The 20,016-nt window shown below is 34.8% G+C and carries 20 protein-coding genes; 13 read left to right on the top strand and 7 right to left on the bottom strand.

What is annotated here, in order from left to right:
- Window positions 1-7 precede the first annotated feature (7 nt).
- From JR050_RS10565 to JR050_RS10555, 3 genes are all read left to right on the top strand, one after another.
- A complete protein-coding gene (locus JR050_RS10565) occupies window positions 8-667 on the top strand; it encodes a 2-hydroxy-3-keto-5-methylthiopentenyl-1-phosphate phosphatase (RefSeq protein WP_204203467.1) in 660 nt (219 codons plus the stop codon).
- Window positions 664-1,284 carry a methylthioribulose 1-phosphate dehydratase gene (locus JR050_RS10560; protein ID WP_204203466.1) on the top strand — a complete coding sequence of 207 codons (621 nt, stop codon included), beginning with the start codon at window positions 664-666 and terminating at the stop codon, window positions 1,282-1,284. The genes JR050_RS10565 and JR050_RS10560 overlap by 4 nt, the downstream gene beginning before the upstream one ends.
- 96 nt (window positions 1,285-1,380) lie before the next feature.
- Window positions 1,381-1,917 carry a 1,2-dihydroxy-3-keto-5-methylthiopentene dioxygenase gene (locus tag JR050_RS10555; RefSeq protein WP_204203465.1) on the top strand — a complete coding sequence of 179 codons (537 nt, stop codon included), beginning with the start codon at window positions 1,381-1,383 and terminating at the stop codon, window positions 1,915-1,917.
- A 263-nt stretch (window positions 1,918-2,180) separates the two neighbouring features.
- Here the strand turns inward: JR050_RS10555 and JR050_RS10550 are convergent, their stop codons facing one another.
- Together JR050_RS10550 and JR050_RS10545 are read right to left on the bottom strand one after the other, a co-directional pair.
- Window positions 2,181-2,948 (bottom strand): divergent polysaccharide deacetylase family protein, encoded by a 768-nt coding sequence (locus JR050_RS10550; RefSeq protein ID WP_204203464.1) that lies wholly within the window; start codon window positions 2,946-2,948, stop codon window positions 2,181-2,183.
- A 128-nt stretch (window positions 2,949-3,076) separates the two neighbouring features.
- Window positions 3,077-3,499 (bottom strand): YkvA family protein, encoded by a 423-nt coding sequence (locus JR050_RS10545; protein WP_204203463.1) that lies wholly within the window; start codon window positions 3,497-3,499, stop codon window positions 3,077-3,079.
- Between the two features lie 279 nt (window positions 3,500-3,778).
- Between JR050_RS10545 and JR050_RS20820 the strand changes: the two genes are divergently transcribed.
- Window positions 3,779-4,042: a Spo0E family sporulation regulatory protein-aspartic acid phosphatase gene (locus JR050_RS20820; RefSeq protein WP_430392878.1), complete on the top strand. Its 264-nt coding sequence runs from the start codon at window positions 3,779-3,781 to the stop codon at window positions 4,040-4,042.
- Window positions 4,043-4,254: 212 nt separating this feature from the next.
- Here JR050_RS20820 and JR050_RS10535 read toward each other — a convergent pair whose 3' ends face one another.
- On the bottom strand, window positions 4,255-4,983 hold the full coding sequence (locus tag JR050_RS10535; protein WP_204203462.1) for a ZIP family metal transporter: 729 nt from the start codon (window positions 4,981-4,983) through the stop codon (window positions 4,255-4,257).
- Between the two features lie 101 nt (window positions 4,984-5,084).
- On the opposite strand from JR050_RS10535, the gene JR050_RS10530 reads away from it, so the two are divergent.
- The 3 genes from JR050_RS10530 (at window position 5,085) to JR050_RS10520 (ending at window position 8,547) form a co-directional block, all read left to right on the top strand.
- Window positions 5,085-6,005, top strand: coding sequence for a PhzF family phenazine biosynthesis protein (locus tag JR050_RS10530; protein ID WP_204203461.1), 921 nt, complete (start codon window positions 5,085-5,087; stop codon window positions 6,003-6,005).
- 109 nt (window positions 6,006-6,114) lie between these two features.
- Window positions 6,115-8,031, top strand: a complete 1,917-nt coding sequence (locus tag JR050_RS10525) for an EAL domain-containing protein (protein ID WP_204203460.1) — start codon at window positions 6,115-6,117, stop codon at window positions 8,029-8,031.
- 294 nt (window positions 8,032-8,325) lie between these two features.
- Window positions 8,326-8,547 (top strand): ATP-binding protein, encoded by a 222-nt coding sequence (locus tag JR050_RS10520; RefSeq protein ID WP_239454277.1) that lies wholly within the window; start codon window positions 8,326-8,328, stop codon window positions 8,545-8,547.
- A gap of 115 nt (window positions 8,548-8,662) precedes the next feature.
- Here JR050_RS10520 and JR050_RS10515 read toward each other — a convergent pair whose 3' ends face one another.
- Window positions 8,663-9,889: an MFS transporter gene (locus JR050_RS10515; RefSeq protein ID WP_204203459.1), complete on the bottom strand. Its 1,227-nt coding sequence runs from the start codon at window positions 9,887-9,889 to the stop codon at window positions 8,663-8,665.
- Between the two features lie 487 nt (window positions 9,890-10,376).
- Entirely contained in the window at window positions 10,377-11,876 is a 1,500-nt protein-coding gene (locus tag JR050_RS10510) for an ATP-binding protein (RefSeq protein ID WP_204203458.1), read from the bottom strand.
- 214 nt (window positions 11,877-12,090) lie between these two features.
- On the opposite strand from JR050_RS10510, the gene phnD reads away from it, so the two are divergent.
- From phnD to JR050_RS10485, 5 genes are all read left to right on the top strand, one after another.
- Window positions 12,091-12,975, top strand: a complete 885-nt coding sequence (gene phnD, locus JR050_RS10505; RefSeq protein ID WP_204203457.1) for a phosphate/phosphite/phosphonate ABC transporter substrate-binding protein — start codon at window positions 12,091-12,093, stop codon at window positions 12,973-12,975.
- A gap of 194 nt (window positions 12,976-13,169) precedes the next feature.
- Window positions 13,170-13,940: a phosphonate ABC transporter ATP-binding protein gene (phnC, locus tag JR050_RS10500; RefSeq protein WP_204203456.1), complete on the top strand. Its 771-nt coding sequence runs from the start codon at window positions 13,170-13,172 to the stop codon at window positions 13,938-13,940.
- A complete protein-coding gene (phnE, locus tag JR050_RS10495; protein WP_204203455.1) occupies window positions 13,940-14,740 on the top strand; it encodes a phosphonate ABC transporter, permease protein PhnE in 801 nt (266 codons plus the stop codon). The genes phnC and phnE (JR050_RS10495) overlap by 1 nt, the downstream gene beginning before the upstream one ends.
- A complete protein-coding gene (phnE, locus tag JR050_RS10490; protein WP_204203454.1) occupies window positions 14,740-15,537 on the top strand; it encodes a phosphonate ABC transporter, permease protein PhnE in 798 nt (265 codons plus the stop codon). The genes phnE (JR050_RS10495) and phnE (JR050_RS10490) overlap by 1 nt, the downstream gene beginning before the upstream one ends.
- A gap of 155 nt (window positions 15,538-15,692) precedes the next feature.
- Window positions 15,693-16,148: a MarR family winged helix-turn-helix transcriptional regulator gene (locus JR050_RS10485; RefSeq protein ID WP_204203453.1), complete on the top strand. Its 456-nt coding sequence runs from the start codon at window positions 15,693-15,695 to the stop codon at window positions 16,146-16,148.
- A 116-nt stretch (window positions 16,149-16,264) separates the two neighbouring features.
- Here JR050_RS10485 and motB read toward each other — a convergent pair whose 3' ends face one another.
- Both motB and motA read right to left on the bottom strand, forming a co-directional pair.
- On the bottom strand, window positions 16,265-17,047 hold the full coding sequence (gene motB, locus JR050_RS10480; protein ID WP_204203452.1) for a flagellar motor protein MotB: 783 nt from the start codon (window positions 17,045-17,047) through the stop codon (window positions 16,265-16,267).
- Window positions 17,040-17,840, bottom strand: a complete 801-nt coding sequence (gene motA / locus JR050_RS10475; RefSeq protein ID WP_204203451.1) for a flagellar motor stator protein MotA — start codon at window positions 17,838-17,840, stop codon at window positions 17,040-17,042. The genes motB and motA overlap by 8 nt, the downstream gene beginning before the upstream one ends.
- Before the next feature lie 237 nt (window positions 17,841-18,077).
- On the opposite strand from motA, the gene JR050_RS10470 reads away from it, so the two are divergent.
- Window positions 18,078-19,772, top strand: a complete 1,695-nt coding sequence (locus JR050_RS10470) for a M3 family oligoendopeptidase (protein ID WP_204203450.1) — start codon at window positions 18,078-18,080, stop codon at window positions 19,770-19,772.
- The last annotated feature ends 244 nt before the right edge of the window (window positions 19,773-20,016 follow it).

Below are 20,016 nucleotides of genomic sequence, written 5' to 3'. Positions count from 1 at the left end.
TTACAACATGAAAAAACCGATCATTTTTTGTGATTTTGATGGAACCATTACGGAAACCGATAACATCATTTCGTTAATGAAACAGTTTGCTCCACCAGAGTGGAATGAAATTAAAGATCAAGTACTGGGGCAGGAAATCTCGATTCAAGAAGGAGTAGGAAAAATGTTTTCGTTACTTCCTTCAAGTTTGAAGGAAGAGATTATATCATTTTTGAAGGATACTGCTGTAATACGTAATGGATTTTCACAGTTTGTGAACTATACAAAGCAAGAGGGGATTCCACTTTATATTGTAAGTGGTGGAATTGACTTTTTTGTATATCCTCTTCTAAAAGGACTTGTGGATGAAGAGTTTATCTATTGCAATGGTTCAAACTTCTCAGGCGAGAAGATTCAAATACTTTGGCCGAATAGTTGTGAAGGTGATTGTGATAATGGTTGTGGTTGCTGCAAGCCAACCATTATAAACAAGTTAGCAAGTGGAGAAGAGGAGCTCATAGTCATAGGAGACTCCATTACAGATCTACAAGCTGCAAAGCTTGGGGACACTGTTTTTGCTCGTGACTTTTTATCAGTAAAAATGGAGGAGATGGGGTTGCCATACCATTCCTTTGAAACCTTCCATGATGTAATAAATGAATTGCAATCAAGGGAGGTTAAGCAATGACAGTCTATACAGAAAAGTGGAATGAGCTAGCCGATATTAAGGATGAACTTGCATGGCGTGACTGGTTTCCGGCAACTAGCGGTAACCTCTCCATTAAAGTGAGTAACGATCCACTAACGTTCTTCGTAACAGCAAGCGGCAAGGATAAACGAAAACGGACAGACGAGGATTTTTTACTTGTTGATGGAATTGGTATTCCTGCAGAAAAGACACATCTTAAACCGTCAGCTGAAACACTACTACATGTTGAAGTATATAACCGAACAAATGCAGGTTGTTCACTGCACGTTCATACAGTAGATAATAATGTAATCTCAGACTTGTATTTTAATCAAGGTGAAATTGTTTTTCAAAATCAAGAACTCATTAAAGCTTTTGGATTATGGGAAGAAGATGCAATCTTCACAATACCGATTATATATAATCACGCACATATTCCAACATTAGCACGGGCATTTGCAGAGCACATTAAAGGCGATGCTGGTGCAGTGTTAATCCATAACCATGGAATAACCGTATGGGGAAGAAATTCGCTTGAAGCTAAAAAATATTTAGAAGCATGTGAATTCTTATTCTCCTACGAACTTAAAAAGCGCTTATATACTCAAACACTTTAACACGCTAACGCATTGGGGGCCTGTCCCCCATCACGTTAATTGGATGAAGTGTTTAATGAAACTAATAAATCTCTACTATATTGAGGAGGAATTATAATGGCAACTATCCGTATTCATGGAACTGATGAAGTAATTGAAGATCAAGGGAAGGTAAATGAATTTCTAGCTAGTAATGAGGTTGTTTATGAGCAGTGGGATATTTCAAAATTACCTACTGAGTTACATGAGAAGTATTTATTATCTGATGAAGAGAAGAATACTATTTTAGAGGCATTTGGTGCTGAAATTAAAGATATTTCAGAGCGTCGAGGATACCAAACAGCTGACGTTATTTCTCTATCTGATGCAACACCAAATCTAGATCAGTTATTACAAAACTTCCAGCAAGAGCATCATCATACTGATGATGAAGTACGCTTCATTGTAAGTGGTCACGGGATTTTCATCATTCAAGGTAAAGATGGCGTATTTTTTGATGTTCGATTAAATCCTGGTGATTTAATTTCTGTACCAGAGAATGTTCGTCACTATTTCACGCTTCAAGACGATCGGAAAGTAGTAGCAGTACGTATTTTCGTAACGCCAGCTGGCTGGGTACCAATTTACGAAAATGATGCAGTAAACACAAACTAATAATAAACAAAAGGGGGCTTCCATAACGGAATGCCCCTTTGATGTTTAAAGGAATGATTTTAACAAAGACTACTATAGCCAAATGATAAATTAGGAGTCACTTATATGGATCACAAAACGAAAGATAACGAAAAGAAAGGCTGTGTCCACTCTTTCTTTGAATATTTTCTTGGAGAAGCAATCGGAAATATAATCATAAATATCATATTTAGAGGAATATTTCGCATTTTTCGTGCTATCCTCAACTTCCTTTCTTCGTAAGACTATTGAATAAATTGTCGTTCTGGAACGAGAGAAGAGGCTTTCACAAATTCTGCATTTTCCTTAATAACAGGTATAAAATCCCGTAAAATTGCTGCAGTTTTCTCACCTGGAGGTCCAACATGACCGATAGCAACAATATGATTGGAATGTTCAAGCTTATGAATCAATTTCTTTGTTTGCCCAATAATATGCTGAGTTGTATATACGTCATCAAAAAACAACTGATTTTCTAAATATGGTACACCGAGTTCTACAGCTAATTTTGATACAACATTTTTTGGGCTAGTTTTGCTATCGATAAATATAAGACCATGCTCTCGGCACACTTCTAAAACTATCTTCATTACTCGTTTATCAGCGGTCACTTTTGAACCCATATGGTTATTAACACCGATAGCATGGGGAACATCCTTTATCGCTTGTTCTACCCGATATCTAATTTCCTTAGAGGATAAATCTGTTGTGATGGATCCAGGTCCTAACCAGCTTCTTTTACCGTGAAGTGGCTCCATTGGTAAATGAATAATAACATCGTGACCAAGGCGATGAGCTGCCTCAGCATCAGATTTTGAAGTAGGAAGGAACGGCATGATAGCGACTGTAATCGGAATTGGTAAGGCTAATATTTCTTTCGTCCCCGTCATGTTATTTCCTAAATCATCAATGATAATGGCAACTTGTTTAGTTGGTGTTTCGGCAAAGCTATAAGAGGGAGTCAGTAAAAATACAAACATACATATAGTAACAGCATTTCTTACTACGTTCATCGTAAATCTCTCCATTTCGCAATTACCTAATTTTCTATTAGCATGAGCAGTTGCAAATAGTTTTACTCAGTTTCATACAGTAAAAAAGCTAGCAAATGTCTTATGACATATTGCTTGCCAAAAATTAGTTACAGTATCTCTTGATCTGTTGTAATAGTTTGTTTATCTTTCCATACTTTATATTTCTCTAACTCATTACTAATTTGCTTAAGAATAAGCGCTAAAACAGCCGCGTCATCAATAAATCCAGCACCTAAAAATATATCCGGAATCATATCTGTTGGAACGACGAAGTAAAGGATAGCAGCAATGACCATCGTGAGTGTTTTAAAAGGAAGTTGACGATAATTGCCAGAATGCCAATCATGATAAAGGTCAATTAATAGGAAAAGTTGATTTTTGAATGTTCCGATTCTACTATGTTCTAAAGTTGTCTTCTTTTGTACTTGTTTTAATAATTCAGTTGCTTTCTTTCGATCCTTTATGTATTCAACTGCTTTGTTTCGAAATCGACCAATGCCAACTAATGCTTTTCTATCGTTAAATTCCAACAAAATTCCTCCTTCAAGAACAACTGTTACAAATATTTTACCATGACGGTTTGTAGAAGAAAAACGGCCTTTCTAAATTCGACATAAAGCGACAGAAACTAGGACTCTCAAATAGAAGGAAACGTTGTAATTCTGCAGAAAATGCTATCATTCATAAAAAAACAACTGAAAAATTTGTCTAATATTGCGATACTATTTACATATTTAGTATTATTTGTAATAATGCTTTAGTAGGTTGAAATCTTCATTATAATTGAGAGTAAAGGAGGTCTATAATTGGTGATTGATGCAGAAGATTTATCATTATTATTAAAAGAGATTGATAGGAAGAGAGAATTAATGATTAATACTGCTATGGCAAACGGTTTCACAAGTGCGGAGACGGTTGCATGTAGCCAAGAGTTAGATATACTCATTACTCAATATCAAAAGAAATTACTTACTGTTCAAAAAACGAAAAAGGTTTACCAGACTTTTAATAGCATCTACACTTTTTTCTTAAAACCATCGTTCAAAACATCTGATGACATAAAGGATTTATAAAAAAAGCCCATGATAAAATGTTCATCCTAAATGAACATTTTATCATGGGCTTTTTGGTTTAAGTTTAATTTAGACTTTTTTATCATAGATTGTTGGTTTCGAACAAGTAGAAAAATAAGTAGTTAGTAAGGTTTCGGGGTATCTTTTCGCATAGCGCTGAATGGTGCCAGATTATGATTAATAGCAATAAAGTTATGGAGAGAGCCTTAACTTTAAAATAATTGTAAAAGAATGACCATAAATAACAATCCGACGATAAAGGAATAAGTAGCAAATCGTTCGTTACCATCACCATGGCTTTCAGGAATTAATTCTTTATAAATAATGAACAGCATTGCCCCAGCTGCAAAAGCTAATCCATAGGGTACTAAAAAGGTTACAAAGCTTGTTAACGAGAAGCCGATTACAGCACTGACAATTTCAATAGCTCCAGTTAGTGTCGCGATAATAAAAGCGCGCAATTTACTAATCTTTTGTTGTATTAAGAATAATGCAACGAGAAAGCCTTCCGGTGCATTTTGTAGTCCGATTGCAAAGGCAATAAGATTACCTGTTTCAGAAACTGAAGAGGCGTAGCTTACTCCAACTGAAAGTCCTTCCGGAATATTATGAAGAGTTATGGCTGCAACAATTAATGCCGCCTTCTGATCTACTTCAATCCCCTTATTGTTATGACCAAGGTCGATGTGAGGTATGTTTTTCTCAAGTAATGTTAATACAAGAACACCAAAAAATAATCCGATTGTGAGCTGAATTAGTCCACCACTTGCGATAGCCTCGGGGATCAGACTCATTGTTGAAGCTGCCATCATTATACCAGCAGTAAAAGCAAGTAAAACATCTCTCCATTTATGGGTTACCTGTGATAAAAAAAGAATAGGTAGAGCACCAAGTCCAGTAGATAAAGCAGATAATACACTACCGAGCAGAACTTCCTGCATAAAATCTCACCTTCACTTTAGAGTATATTTATCATTATAATGTTGTACCGTGTTAAAGTATACATAATCAAATTAATAATAGGTATGAGAGGAGTAACAGAATGAAAACTTTAAATTATTATTTATTAGATGTATTTACGAACGAGCCATTTGGCGGTAATCAACTTGCAGTCTTTATGGATGGACAAGGACTTTCTACTGCACAAATGCAAACAATCGCCAAAGAACTTAACTTATCTGAAACTGTATTTTTGTTACCTCCTGAGCTTAGTACAAGTTCTTATAAACTTAGAATATTTACCCCTAAGACTGAACTTCCATTTGCTGGTCACCCTACGATTGGAACAGCCTATTTATTAGCAACATTAGGGCTTGTTAAGACAACGGCAGGATATAATGAAATCAAGCTTGAAGAAAATGTTGGGCAGATTACCGTTCATATATATGCAGAAAATGAAAAAGTGATAAAGGTTGATATGCTTCAACCAATACCTCAAAAGGTAAATAAGGACATTAACAATAAGACGATGGCTGCTCTACTATCGATAAATGAAGATGACATTCATACAAATCTGCCGATCGAAATCATTTCTGCAGGTATCCCATTTGTATACGTTCCAGTAAAATCTTTACAAGCTATGAAGAACATTGAATTTAGGTTGGATGTTTGGAATAACGAGTTTGCAAATAGTGAAGAAACCCAGCATATCTTTGTTTTTTCTCTTGAGACTGATAATCCATTGGTTAATGTACATAGCAGAATGTTTGCACCGGCAATGGGTATAACCGAAGATCCTGCTACCGGAAGTGCCAGTGGGCCGTTGGGCTTTTATTTAGTTACTCATAACTTAATAGAGGAAAAAGGTGGTCAATATCATTTTATTAGTGAACAAGGAATTGAGATGGGTAGACCTAGTCAGATTGAAGTTACTATTAAAAAAGAAGTTGATAATCTAACAGAAGTAAAAGTAGGTGGAAGTGCGATAATCATGGCAGAAGGAAAGATGTTTTTGCACATATAAATTGAAAATTCGCCATTTATCGATAAAATCAGTCAGAAACCGTTTACTTTACAAAAACCTAATAGTAGAATGATACCATACAAATGTTAAATGTAAGGTGGACCTATTCGTGAAAATAAAAAAGGCTGAACCCACTTTTTATCATATCTTAAGGAAGTCTGCCATTCTACTATTATTAATAGGGGCTTTATTTTTTCTTGTTCTTTTTTCAATTGGCACTGATAGAATTAAATCATCTGACATTACTATATATGTTCTTCTTCTATTAACTTTTCTTTTATCTTTTTTCACTGTCTATCTTGTTATTCGACAGGCACTAAACCAATCTAATACTCAATTATTAATTGAAAAAGAAAAGCTTAAGATAGTGAATGAGTTTCGTGAGTCACTATCCATCCTGCCAGCTCTCCTTTACCGAATTAAAAAAAATGCTGATGGTGAGATGGTTGTTGTATATCATGAAGGGAAAAGGGCAGAAGAAATTGGACTTACGACTGAAAATGTAAAAGGTATGCCAATTAAAGAGTTTTTACATAAAGACATCTACGAAACAACCATTTTACCTTTCGAACGAGCCTTTACAGGTAATGTTGTAGAATTTCGTGTGAAAACAGATACTCATATTTATGAACATACCGTTACCCCAATCTTTGATCCTGCTACAAAGGAAGTTATCGAAATTAGTGGGTATGGAGTTGACATAACAGCCCATGAATTAGCAAATAAAAAAATGAAAGATTTAACAGAGTATGATCAATTAACAGGACTATACAATCGTGATAAATACGCTCAAGTTGTAGAACGTTTTATTCAAGAGGAAAATGAAAATAAACAAATTACAATTCTTTTAATCGATTTAGATGACTTTAAGCATATCAATGATACACTTGGCCATTCAACTGGAGATCAATTGCTTATTAATGTCTCTAACAAATTACGAGAATTATTCCTGCCAGATCACGATTTATTTAGACTTGGTGGAGATGAATTTGTTGTTCTCATCACTCATGCAATAACGAGGGACGAGACAATAAATATTTGTCAAAATATTATTCAAATTATTAAAGAACCGATCTCAATTGGTGATCACCAGTTATATACGTCTGCGAGTATAGGGATTGCATTTTATCCTGAACATGCGACAGATTCCAAATTCTTGTTAAAGCAAGCAGATTTAGCGATGTATCGAGCAAAAAATGAAGGTAAAAATAATTACTTTATCTATTCGAAAGAAATGATGGATGAGACAATTGAGCGAATTGAAATGCAAAAAAGTCTTCGCCATGCAGTCGAAAATCAAGAATTTACTCTTTATTATCAGCCACAAATCGATGTATTAACAAATGACGTTGTCGGAGTGGAAGCATTACTGCGATGGTACCACCCTACTAAGGGATTTGTATCGCCTTTAGAGTTTATTCCAATTGCAGAGGAAACGGGTATGATTCAAGAAATTGGTGAATGGGTACTTCGTAAAGCATGTGAGCAATTTAGTAGATGGAAAGTGGAGGGCTATGAAGTACCGATATCAGTCAACTTATCAGCTAAACAATTTAAGCAAGTTAACTTAAGTGTGATGATTCAAGATATTATAGAAGAAACAAATATGGATCCTACTTGCTTAACCATAGAGATAACAGAAAGCACCTCAATGGAGGATGTTCAATTCACTATTTCTCTTTTAGAAGAATTACAAAATAAGGGGATTGAAATCTCTATTGATGATTTCGGAACAGGGTATTCATCACTTAGTTATTTACAAAAGCTTCCGATCAACTGTTTAAAAATAGACCGTTCGTTCATCCAAGGAATTGAATCAAGAACGAATGGTATTGCCTTAGTAAAAACAATCATCGATCTTGCTGAAAATTTAAACTTCAGTGTTATTGCTGAAGGGGTTGAGACAATTGAACAAAGAGATATATTGTCAAATCTAGGTTGTCACAAGATACAAGGCTTTGTGTACTCAAAACCTATCACTGCAGAGGAAATTATGAGTTTAATGAACAATAAAATAGCGATATAACAAAGAGGCTGGGACATAAGTATTTCAGCCAACGATAACCCGAACTATTAGGAGAAATTTTAATGAATCTTTCACCTAACAGTTTGGGTCTTTATTTGTTTATTTTAATAGGATTTGTAGATTTTGCATGCAATTTTTAAAAACTAGCGGAAAGCGAGTGTCTGCAGCGCAATGGAACGAACATGTTTTTCCAACTTAACTGATTAATAAATAACAAAGTAAACGAAAAAAGTATACTATTTAATAGGTAGAATAATTTAGAATCAATTGAAGTGGCAGATAACGGAGTAGGGATTGATTCCAATAGAGACGTTAACGATGCTAGGAAAGCCATTCTATACGACTAAAACAGGCGGCACAGGGCTTGGGATTATGGTCAGTAAGAAAATTATCCAAAATCATAACGGAACATTAACAATTAATAGTGAAGAACAAAAAGGAACGAGTGTGATGATTACTCTACCTACAACAAATCAAAATAAACAAGTTATACATAAAATAGCGGGGAATGAATAAAGCAAGGTAGGATCTCTTCAACACTTGAGAACTTACCTTGCTTTTTTATGGATTTACATTGCTTTGACAGAAAGATGACCCAAAACCTTAATTTTTACGTGTGACTCTTTTTAATTTACATCGTTTCTTTTAGTTTCTCATCTGAGGGTAAATAAAAGGATAACAACCCAAGAAGAGGAAGAAATCCAACTGCGGTTATAGTTGTAACGATTCCGAAATGGTCGGCGAAGTAACCGAGAGCTACGGAGCCAATTGCACCCATGCCAAATGCTAAACCAACAATTAGACCTGAAACTGTACCAATTTTTCCCGGTAATAATTCCTGGGCATATACAACTGTCACAGAAAAACTAGAAAGTAGGATGAAGCCCATGAATGCAAGGATAAAATAGGCACTTATTTTACCTGCAAAAGGTAAATAAATGGCTAAAGGTGTTGCTAATATCATCGATAAAAATATAACATTTTTCCGTCCAATCTTATCTGATAACGGACCACCAAAAAAGGTACCAATCGCACCTGTTACTAAAAATAAAAAGATATATCCTTGTGATTGCTTAATCGTTGCTCCAAACTGTTCAATTGCGAAAAACGTATAAAAATTTGAAATAGCAGATAAGTACCAGGATCTCGCAAAGACGAGAAGAACTAAAAGAGTTAGAGCCGAGATAATCATTTTTTTATTAGTAGAAGATTGTTTGTTTGCTTTTGAACGTTTCGTATGTAATGGTAGTGATTGAATCTTAGCTGAATACCACTTAGCGATGTAGAGTAACAAAAAAACAGCTAAGCCTGCGGCGACAGTAAACCAAATTGCTCCAAATTGCCCTAAAGGTACGAGAACTAGTGCAGTGATTAATGGAGCAAATGCTTGACCTGAATTCCCACCAACTTGATAAATAGATTGAGCTAGCCCTCTTCTTGTCCCTGCAGCCAAAAAGGAGACACGTGATCCTTCTGGATGGAAAACAGCTGAGCCAATTCCAATGAAAAAGACAGATATAATCATCCACACAAAGCTTGGGGCAAATGCCAAACCAAGAACACCAATCATAGATGCTAAAAGTCCAATTGGTAATGCGTACGGAAATGGCCTTTTATCAATGACCAATCCCACAACGGGCTGCATGAGTGATGAAGTTAAGTTTAGGGTAAATGCAATAAAGCCTAGCTGCGTATATGTAAAATGATTGGCTTCCTCTAAAATAGGGAACATTGCTGGAACAACAGATTGCACCGTATCGTTTAACATATGGCAAAGAGAAATGATAAATAAAACATGATACACTGTTCGATTTTCTTGCGACACATCATTTGTTTTAGGAGTAACAGCTGTTGCCATGAACTCACCTCTCTACAAGTATACAATTTCTACTTAATGATAATCACTTTTATACTAAATTTCTATTTTCTTCTATATAAAATTATAGATTACAAGTATAGAGGCTGGGACATAAGTATTTCATCCAATGATAAACCCGAACTATTAGGCGATATTTAAATGAATTCTTCACCTAATAGTTCGGGTCTTTATTTTGCTTAAGATTTGTTTGATTTTTGCAGACTATTTTTAAAAACAAGTGGAATGGAGTGGAAGACACTCGACTCCTGCGGGAAGTAGAGGAAAGGCTGAGACCCCGCAGGCGTAGCTAAGGAGGCTCAGCTTCCTCCCCGCGGTATCCGGCGAGTGTCTTCAGCGCAAGGGATCGAACTTGTTCTTCCAGCTTAACTGATTAATAAATAACAAAGGATACGAAAAAAGTTTAATAGATAGAAAAATATAGATAATATTCGCCTTTGAGGATGATTTATTTAGTTAAGTCCCAGCTCTATGAATTAGTCGATTCATATAAAGGGAATGTTACAAGAACCTCAGTTCCAATTTTCTCAGTGCTTTTAATCGTAATGTCTCCGTTATACATGTTTACAATACGCCTGCAAACTACTAAGCCTAATCCAGTTCCCGTATCTTTTAACGTAAAGAATGGATCAAAGATTTTCCCTAATACATCTTCTGGTATTCCTGATCCTGTATCTTTAATAGAGATAATACAATTCCCATTTTTAATCTGAGTTGTAATGGTCAACAGTCCACCATTATTCATTGCTTCAAGTGCGTTTTTAACAAGATTCAAGATTACTTGTTTAATATGATCTTTAACACAATGAATATGTTTTGGAGTATTATCAATATTAACGATAAATTGAATATTATATAAGTTTGCCTCTGATTGTATAAGGGGGTGTAATTCATTCATAATAGAGTTTACATCATGAACATCAAGAAATTCAGCAGTAGGTTTTCCTAATACTAAAAACTCACTAATTATTTCATTAATACGGTTAATTTCTTCATCGATCACACTAAAATAGAACCGATCATGTTCATCGGTATATTTTTCACTAAGTAACTTCATAAGACCTTTTATACCTGTCAATGGATTACGAATTTCATGGGCAGTACTTGCAGCTAATTGACCAACTAACTCTAACTTTTGACTTTCATTTTGCATTCTTTCAAAGGCTGCATCTTTTCTTAGTAATTGATATTTGATTAATAAATAGACTGCATTAGTTAATATAAAGAGAATAAAGAAGTAGTAAAGAATTGTTTTTAGTATTTCGTATTTAGAAAGCTCATCGATTTTTACTTTGATAGTCCAAGGAGCTAACTCCATAATTGTTTCACTATAAGAATTTCCACTGATAGTTGAATGTGTTGTTTCAAAGATTATTTGATTGTTACGATCCAATACGGAAATTTGCTTATGAGGAGTAAGGACACGCATAATATTTTGGATATAATCGGTTCGTAAATTTACTAGTAATAACCCTGAATCTGTTGAAGATGATTTATTAACGGGTGTTACAATCGAAAGAAGTTTTCCTTCCCCTAAGTAGTTATTTACTAATGGCGAGATTTTAGACTTTTTCGTAATAAGTGCAGTTTGAATAAAGTCATATTCAAGTACATTTATTTTTTCGGAGATTTGAGTTGAACCAGCTAATAACTCACCTTTCTCATTCGCGTAATAAAAACCAGCAAAACGAGGATCTTCTTTGTTACTCTCCTCTAGAATAGTTCTTATTTCATCTAAGTTATTAGTCTTAGTATTTATGACTTTAGCTAACATTTCTATGCCAGCCTCGGTTTCGCCAATCAGTCGATCTAGTTGATTCTTATATAAGCTAGCAGTTCGTTCAGCATCTACTATTAACTCTTCATGTTTTTCATGAATTTCCTTATATGTGAAAAAAGAGCTAAAAATAATAGTAGGTAGCATGACTATAGTAATATAAAGGAAGATAGAATTTTTTTTAGATTTCACTTAAAATTTCTCCTCTAGCAAAGGTGATGATACATACATTATATACTATGTTGTACATTGTTCCTATACACTAAAAATCGGGTGGAAGGAAAAGGAAATAATGGAATCGTAAATATTTTGTAAATAATTATCGAAAAGTATAGAAAAATCTTTTAATCTAGTTAATAATAAGAAAGTAGTCTTTTATGATTTATACTAGGGAGGAAAAATTACAATGAAAAAGCTTTTAAGTATTTTGTTGGTTGCTATTCTTGCAATTAGTTTAGCAGCATGTGGTAATGCCGGTGGTGACCCAGAAAAACTAATCATGGGATTCGTACCATCACAGGATTCAGATGAAATCGCTGACACTGTTGAACCATTAGCAAAAAAACTTTCTGAAGAACTTGGTGTTGAAGTTGAAGGTCGCGTAATGACTAGCTACACTGCACTAGTTGAAGCAATGGGCACAAATGAAGTACAAATTGGATTTATCCCAGGTTTTGCTTATGTTTTAGGAAATGAAAAGCACGGAATTGAAGTAATCCTTAAATCAGAACGTTATGGAAGCGGTACCTACAAAGCACAATATGTAGTACGTACTGATTCTGGTATTGAATCATTAGAAGATATGAAGGGTAAGACTTGGGCATTTGCTGACCTAGCGTCAACTTCTGGTTATTTATTCCCAGCTGCTCAAATCATGGACCAGTTTGACGTGAAAAACCCTCAAACTGACTTCTTCGCTAACGCTGTTCCAACTGGTGGACACGACACAGCTGCTTTAGCTGTTTATAATGGTGATGCTGATGTAGCAACAACATTTGATGATGTTCGTACAACTCTTGAAGAAGAGTATCCAGACATTATGGAAAAGTTAAAGGTTGTTGAGTACACGGATGAAATTCCAAACGATACAATTTCTGTAACAAAAGATCTTAGCGATGAGTTACAAAAGAAAATTAAAGACGCATTCTTAGGCTTCAATGATGATAAAGAAATGATCAAAATCATGAATGAAGTTTATAACTGGGATGCAATCATCGAAGCAAGTGACGAAGAATATGAAGTTGTTCGTAGCACTTACGAAAAATTCGGTGACAGCATTTCATTAGACTAATTTAAGAATTGATTGACAATAATAACTTAATAGTTTAAGCGAGGGAGAAGCTTGCTTCTCCCTTTTTTATCTAATAATAATGTGTGATTTAAAAGAACACGGGAAGCTTTGGCTACTACTATGTCCATCGACTTAGTGTTAGCCAAGTTTTTCTGAAATCGTTCGTATTATTCAGAACTTCTGGAGGTCTATTCATGATTGAATTTAAAAACCTTTCCCTTGTTTATCCGAACGGAACACAAGGATTGAAAGACATCAATGTAAAAATAAACGAAGGTGAATTTGTCGTAATAGTTGGTTTATCAGGAGCTGGTAAATCCACTTTTATTCGAAGCATTAACCGCCTAGTTACTCCGACAAACGGAGAACTTCTAGTAGAGGATGAAGATATTTTAAAGGTTAATTCAAAAGGGTTACGCTCATTGCGTACAAAGATAGGAATGATTTTCCAAAACTATAATCTTGTAAAGCGTTCCACTGTAATGAAAAACGTAGTTGCAGGTCGTTTAGGACATACTGGTACTCTTAGAAGTATCCTAAATTTATATTCTAAGGAAGATATGGCATTAGCGTATGAAAGCTTAAAGCGTGTAAATATTGAAGAAAAGCTTTATAATCGTGCAGATGAGCTAAGTGGTGGGCAACAACAGCGTGTTAGTATCGCACGTGTATTAACTCAGCAGCCTAAAATAATATTAGCAGATGAGCCTGTTGCGAGCTTAGACCCTCCAACATCACATCAAGTTATGAACTACTTAAGAAGAATTAACAAAGAAGATAAGATTACTACAATTGTTAACTTACACTTTATTGATATGGCTATGGAATACGCTGATCGTATTATCGGTATGAGGGCTGGGGAAGTGGTATTTGACGGTCCAGTTTCAGAAGTAACTGAAAAAACATTTGAAGAGATCTATGGACGTGCAATCCGTGAAGATGATTTGCGGGGAGGACAAGAATAATGAAAGAAGTAAAAAACTATACTCCTACGAGTCTATACTCACAAAAGACGAAACGCACGTTCACGATGATATTAATTGGAGTAATTGGGTTTTACTTAGTTAGCTCTATCACAACACAATCATTTATTACGAACTTAATTTTTAAACTCCCTAACATATATGATTTAGTATTTCGCTTTTTTCCACCAAACTGGGGCTATGTAAACGAGATATGGCCGAAGTTGTTTGAAACGATTCAAATGGCGATCATTGCAACGACAATTGCAACGATTATAAGTATTCCATTAAGCTTGCTTGCAGCTCAAAACATTGCGTCAAGTAAGTTTGTGTTTCAAGTAGTGCGTATTATTTTAAACATTTTACGAACAATTCCTGATATTATCTTAGCTGTAATCTTCGTAGGGTTATTTGGAATTGGAGCATTCCCTGGTATTATGGCGTTAATTATTTTTTCTTTAGGTATTTTAGCAAAATTAATGAGTGATACGATCGAATCAATTGATATGACACCTATTGAAGCGATGGAAGCAAGTGGTGCAAATCGTTTGCAAACGATTTGGTATTCGGTTGTTCCGCAAATTTTACCGCAATTCGTTTCGTTCTCTCTTTATGTGTTTGAAATTAATGTACGTGCTTCGGTTGTACTTGGTTTAGTTGGAGCGGGAGGTATTGGTTTATTATTAAGTCAACAAATTAACTTCTTTAACTATCCAAGTGTAACGACAATCACAATAATAATCTTTGTTGTTGTTGCATCTATTGATTATATTAGTAATAAAATTAGGGAGGGACTTGTATAATGCAATATCAATTACCTCCAAAACCAAAGAAAAATGTATTCAAAATCATTAAATCAATTATTATTGCAATTGCCATTATTGCTATATATGTTTGGACATTTTCTGGAATTAATATTGATTGGGGTAAAATTTTAACTAGAGCGAGCGAAAATTATCATCGTACAATACCGTTATTGTTAAACCCCGATTTCTCTAAAACTGGAGAAATACTATTGAAAATGCTTGAGACAATCTTTATTGCTTATACGGGATCACTTGCGGCAGCAATTATTGCAATACCACTTGCGTTCTTAGCGGCAACAAATATGTCGAAAAATAAAACATTCAGTACTATTGGACAATGGATTCTTGGTGCTATCCGTGCATTCCCAGATATCGTTTTAGCAATCATCTTCGTTGCAGCAGTTGGCCCTAACCCATTTGCAGGGGTATTAGCGATTGCGATTGGTTCAACAGGTATGCTTGGAAAACTGTACTCTGAAGTAATTGAATCCATTGATATGAAAGTTATCGAAGCAATGGAAGCAAATGGTGCAAATAAAATTCAAATTTTATTTTATGGTATCATGCCCCAAGTCATTCCTGAGTTCTTATCATACGCAATCTACCGCTTTGAAATTGACGTTCGTGCATCATCAATTTTAGGTATTGTAGGTGCGGGTGGTATTGGTACACTGATTACATTTGCTTATATTAACCGTAATTGGCAAGAAGTCGGTATGATACTACTTGTGATTATAATCGTTGTTACAATCATTGATATGCTAAGTTCTTACATTCGTAAGCGTATCGTATAAGTGCTAAAGAAAGAAATGAGCTTTTGCTCATTTCTCTTTTTGTATACTAACATATAAGGTTTCATAGAATATGAATTGATTTGACATGACTAAAGCAATTTAGTACAATTATCTTGAATTCAAGATAAGTAAATTTTATAAGGAATTGGTATTATATGGATAATAGAAAAGATGTTGAAACATCACTTAAGTTATTTGTTGTTTTGTCGCGTGCTTACAGAAGTGTTGGTGATTTAGCGAATAAGTCTATACAGCGATTTGGACTAAATCCAACAGAGTTTGCTGTGTTAGAATTGTTATACCATAAGGGAGAAACACCCTTGCAGCAAATTGGTGGTAAAATTCTTATAGCAAGTGGAAGTATTACGTATGTAGTAGATAAGCTAGAAAAGAAGGGCTTATTAGCTCGAAAGCAGTGTTCAAAGGATCGAAGGGTAACGTACGCAACGTTAACGGATGATGGAATGAAATTTATGAAAGAAATTTTCCCTGAGCATGAACAATTCGTAAATGAAATTCAATCAAGCCTTTCATTAGAAGAAAAAGAACAACTAGTAATCATGTTGAAAAAGCTTGGTCATGGTGCAAAAGATCATAATTTAAATAAATAAACGATAAAGTCTGCTGAATTGAATTTCACAGGCTTTTTCTTTCAATAAAGAGTGTAGAAAGCTCGAAATTACTCGATTTTTTCTACAAATTAAAAGGGATACAAAATGTATCCCTTTTAATTTGTTTCTTTATATTCATTTGGTAAAATTAATAATTCAACACGTCTGTTTGTTGCACGACCTTGAGCTGTATCATTAGTAGCAACAGGCTGGAATTCACCGAAACCTTTTACACTGAATCTTCGTGGGTCAAGATTTTCGTTTTCTAATATTACTTTCATGAAGTTAACGCCCCTCATTACACTTAGATGCCAGTTTGATTCGAACTGAGCTGTACTAATTGGTACATTGTCAGTATGACCACTTATGACAACATTGCGAGGAGGCTTGGTTACCAGAAGTTCTGAAATTTCTTTTGCAAGGTTTTCATCACCGATTCGAACCTCTGCTCTTCCAGAATCAAAGAATACATCATTTAATATAGTAATTAATAATCCATCGTCTGTTAAGCGTGTTTCTAAACGGTTATCTAAGCCTTTCTCATTAATGTAAGCATTAATCTTCTTTTGAAGCTCTGCTAATTCTGCCTTCTCCATTAACTCTGCTTGTCTTTTAGCATCAATATCAGGCTTTTCATTGTCTTCATTTTTCGCATCTTCTTTGTTTGCAGATTGTGGTTGATCTTCAGGTAAAGGAGCAGGAAACTCCATCATTCCTGTTCCTCCATTAAAGGCACTATTAAATGCTTGTGCCATTTGCTGAAATTTATGAGCATCTACTGAACTACTAGCGAATAAAACGATAAATAGTGCTAATAAAAGAGTGAGTAAGTCAGCATAAGGAATTAGCCAAGATTCATCAACATGATCTTCGTGATGATGCTTTTTCTTTTTACTCATCTTGTTTACCACCTTGACCTTGAGCTGCTAGATATTTTTCGCGCTCAGAGTTAGGTAAGTAGCTTAATAGTTTTTGTTCAAGCATTGTTGGTGATTGACCATCAAGTACTGAGAGAACACCTTCGATCATAATGCGTTTTACTTGAGCTTCTTCTTTTGATTTACGTTTTAGTTTATTAGCAAATGGATGCCATAAGCTATAACCTGTAAAAATACCATAAAGTGTAGCGACAAATGCTGCTGCGATTGCTTGTCCTAGTGCATCAATATCTGCCATGTTTCCAAGTGCTGCGATTAAACCAACAACAGCTCCTAGTACCCCTAGTGTTGGAGCATACGTACCAGCTTGTGTAAAAATACTTGCAGCTGCTTGATGACGTTCTTCCATTGCATCAATTTCTTCATTCATAACATCACGAATAAATTCAGGAGATTGTCCATCAATTGCTAGGCTTAATCCATTTTTTAAGAATGGTTCATTTACTTCATTTAATTGCGTTTCTAATGCAAGTAAACCTTCTTTACGTGCAATATTAGCCCAGTTTGTAAATGTAGGAATAAGTTCACTAATTGAAAATTCTTGCTTGCCATTGAAGAGAATTTTAAATAATTTTGGAATTTTTTTTAGCTCAGAAGCAGGGAAAGCAATTCCTACCGCACCGATTGTTCCAATAATAATCATAAATATAGCAGCAGGGTTTCCTAAGTTACTAAAAGGTACGTGCTTAAAGAACATCCCTCCCAATAATCCAGCTAATGCAAGTATTATTCCGACCAAAGTTGCTTTATCCATTGTAATCACCCATCTTATTTTTTATGTTTTTAGTCTTTATAGACAAAAAGAAATGATTTGCTTCGAATTGTTTTTGTTTATATTAATCTTATCGACAAAATTTTATATTTTGTAAGTAATATTTACGAATTCATTCATGTTTTTTTTATAAGTGATTTCAATGTTGATTTTAAGGAAGGAATATTTACATATTTTAACGAATACATACAAGGTAATATATAGTTAGGAGTTGAAAACATGAAATTTGAACAGTTTCAATATAAACGACCGGATTTAGAGGAAATTGAAAAAGAAGTAACGACTCTATTAGAGAAGTTTGATTTAGCGGAGTCAGCTGAGGAACAAAATAGTGTTATGCATGAAATTAATATGATTCGTAATGATTTTAGCACGATGTATAACATATGTTATGTACGTCACACAATCAATACAACAGACGAGTTTTATCAAGCAGAAAATGATTTCTTCGATGAAGCAAGTCCGATTATGCAAAAAGTTAGTACGAATTTCTACAAGCACTTAGTTGCTTCAAAGTTTAGAGATGAATTAGAAGCAAAGTGGGGAAAGCACCTATTTAATTTAGCTGAACTAGAGCTTAAAACATTTTCTCCAGAAGTGATTGAAGACCTGCAAACAGAAAATAAGCTTTCTAGTGAATATACAAAGCTAGTAGCTGCAGCAAAAATCTTCTTCGAAGGGGAAGAGAGAACGTTAGCACAATTATATCCGTTCACGATTTCGAAGGACAGAGAAACACGTAAAGCAGCAAGTGACTTGTATTATGGTTACTTTGCTGAGCATACAGAAAAGTTCGATGAGATTTACGATAAGTTAGTAAAGGTTCGTACTACGATTGCGAAAAAGTTAGGGTATGACAATTACGTTAGTCTGGGCTATGATCGTATGTTACGTACGGATTATGGAGCTAATGATGTTAAGAAATTTAGAGACCAGGTAAAGGAATTTATCGTACCACTTGCAACAAAGCTAAAGGAAGAACAACGTGAACGAATCGGTGTCGAGACACTATATTATTACGACGAAGGGTATAACTTCAAAACGGGGAATCCAGAACCAAAGGGTAGTCCCGAGTGGATCGTAGAAAACGGAAAAACGATGTATAGCGAACTATCACCAGAGACAAATGAGTTTTTCAATTTCATGATTGATAATAACTTAATGGATTTAGTTGCTAAGTCAGGAAAAGCTAGTGGTGGTTATTGTACATACATTAACAATTATAAAGCACCATTCATATTCTCTAATTTTAATGGAACAAGTGGAGACATTGATGTTCTAACGCATGAAGCAGGTCATGCTTTCCAAGTGTATTCTAGTAGTCATTTTGAAGTGCCAGAATACAATTGGCCAACATATGAAGCATGTGAAATTCATTCCATGAGTATGGAGTTCTTTACGTGGCCTTGGATGGAGAAGTTTTTTAAAGAAGATACAGACAAATATAAATACTCTCATTTAAGTGGCGCATTGTTATTCCTGCCTTATGGAGTAGCTGTGGATGAATTCCAACACTTTGTTTATGAAAATCCAAATGCGACACCAAAAGACAGAAAAGATACTTGGAGACAATTAGAACTTAAATATCTTCCTCATCGAAATCATGAGGACAATGAATTTTTAAATGATGGTGGGTTCTGGCAACGTCAAGGTCATATTTTCAATAGTCCATTCTATTATATTGATTACACACTTGCGCAAATTTGTGCATTCCAATTTTGGAAACGTTCTAGAGAAAATATGGACGATGCTTGGAAGGATTACCATCACCTATGTAAGCAAGGTGGAAGCATGCCGTTTACGGAATTAGTAAAGGTAGCTAATTTAGACTCTCCATTTGAGCAAGGTTCAATTGAAGGTGTCGTAAACGAAATTGAAAAATACCTTAATAGTATAGATCATAAAGCATTATAAAGTAATAAGCTGACTCTAAAAGGTCGTTCAATGGCGTCTTTTTAGGTCAGCTTTTTATATTAATTTTCTAATAAAATGTATTGCTTATGGTAATCAAATATCTACTACTTAGTGTCTGGAGTGGAATGGAGCAGACATCTTTTTAAAATTAGGCTGTTTTCGCATACTTTGTTGCTATTTTTACAAAAAAAGAATTTATTTTAGGTCCGTTGATTTCCGCTTCAGGCACACGCTTTCCGCGGGG

The sequence above is a fragment of the Bacillus suaedaesalsae genome, from assembly GCF_016890225.1.
Lineage (GTDB): Bacteria > Bacillota > Bacilli > Bacillales > SA4 > Bacillus_BS > Bacillus_BS suaedaesalsae.
Note: the sequence above shows the minus strand (reverse complement) of the source record. Positions and strands in the feature narration are given on the sequence as shown.

What these genes read in the sequence shown, in the direction of transcription:
- JR050_RS10485 (WP_204203453.1), top strand. Translation starts at nt 15,693, where the DNA reads ATGGATAATAGAAAAGATGTTGAAACATCACTTAAGTTATTTGTTGTT.
- JR050_RS10560 (WP_204203466.1), top strand. Translation starts at nt 664, where the DNA reads ATGACAGTCTATACAGAAAAGTGGAATGAGCTAGCCGATATTAAGGAT.
- phnC (WP_204203456.1), top strand. Translation starts at nt 13,170, where the DNA reads ATGATTGAATTTAAAAACCTTTCCCTTGTTTATCCGAACGGAACACAA.
- phnD (WP_204203457.1), top strand. Translation starts at nt 12,091, where the DNA reads ATGAAAAAGCTTTTAAGTATTTTGTTGGTTGCTATTCTTGCAATTAGT.
- motB (WP_204203452.1), bottom strand. Translation starts at nt 17,047, where the DNA reads ATGAGTAAAAAGAAAAAGCATCATCACGAAGATCATGTTGATGAATCT.
- JR050_RS10470 (WP_204203450.1), top strand. Translation starts at nt 18,078, where the DNA reads ATGAAATTTGAACAGTTTCAATATAAACGACCGGATTTAGAGGAAATT.
- phnE (WP_204203455.1), top strand. Translation starts at nt 13,940, where the DNA reads ATGAAAGAAGTAAAAAACTATACTCCTACGAGTCTATACTCACAAAAG.
- phnE (WP_204203454.1), top strand. Translation starts at nt 14,740, where the DNA reads ATGCAATATCAATTACCTCCAAAACCAAAGAAAAATGTATTCAAAATC.
- JR050_RS10565 (WP_204203467.1), top strand. Translation starts at nt 8, where the DNA reads ATGAAAAAACCGATCATTTTTTGTGATTTTGATGGAACCATTACGGAA.
- JR050_RS10550 (WP_204203464.1), bottom strand. Translation starts at nt 2,948, where the DNA reads ATGAACGTAGTAAGAAATGCTGTTACTATATGTATGTTTGTATTTTTA.
- JR050_RS10530 (WP_204203461.1), top strand. Translation starts at nt 5,085, where the DNA reads ATGAAAACTTTAAATTATTATTTATTAGATGTATTTACGAACGAGCCA.
- motA (WP_204203451.1), bottom strand. Translation starts at nt 17,840, where the DNA reads ATGGATAAAGCAACTTTGGTCGGAATAATACTTGCATTAGCTGGATTA.
- JR050_RS10535 (WP_204203462.1), bottom strand. Translation starts at nt 4,983, where the DNA reads ATGCAGGAAGTTCTGCTCGGTAGTGTATTATCTGCTTTATCTACTGGA.
- JR050_RS10555 (WP_204203465.1), top strand. Translation starts at nt 1,381, where the DNA reads ATGGCAACTATCCGTATTCATGGAACTGATGAAGTAATTGAAGATCAA.
- JR050_RS10515 (WP_204203459.1), bottom strand. Translation starts at nt 9,889, where the DNA reads ATGGCAACAGCTGTTACTCCTAAAACAAATGATGTGTCGCAAGAAAAT.